1 protein-coding gene is annotated in these 265 nt (G+C 66.8%); it reads right to left on the bottom strand.

Annotation, left to right across the window (positions count from 1 at the left end; all coding sequences use genetic code 11):
• Positions 1–265 (bottom strand): lipase family protein (locus tag FQ668_RS27605; protein WP_218570908.1); only part of this gene is annotated, 265 nt, incomplete at both ends.

The following is a 265-nucleotide window of genomic DNA, read 5'->3' on the forward strand; positions in this document are numbered from 1 at the left end:
GGACCGGCAGGGCCGGCATGGTGCGGCCTAACCGGATCTCATCGAAAACCTCCATGACGGCCGGCATGGCGAGCACATCTTCGAGGGGTGGGTGCACCCAGGTGTCCATATCGGCCCGGAAGAACCGAAGGATCGCCTCCAGGGTGGTCATCCGCTCCAGTCGCGCCAGTTTGGCGCGGCCTTCCTCGGTGGCGTGCTCCTCGATGACCTCGTGCAGCCCCGGATAGGTCTTGGCCAACGCCGAGACCACCAGTGCGGGCAGGCC

It is taken from the genome of Pseudomonas sp. Kh14 (assembly GCF_900291005.1).
Lineage (GTDB): Bacteria > Pseudomonadota > Gammaproteobacteria > Pseudomonadales > Pseudomonadaceae > Aquipseudomonas > Aquipseudomonas alloputida.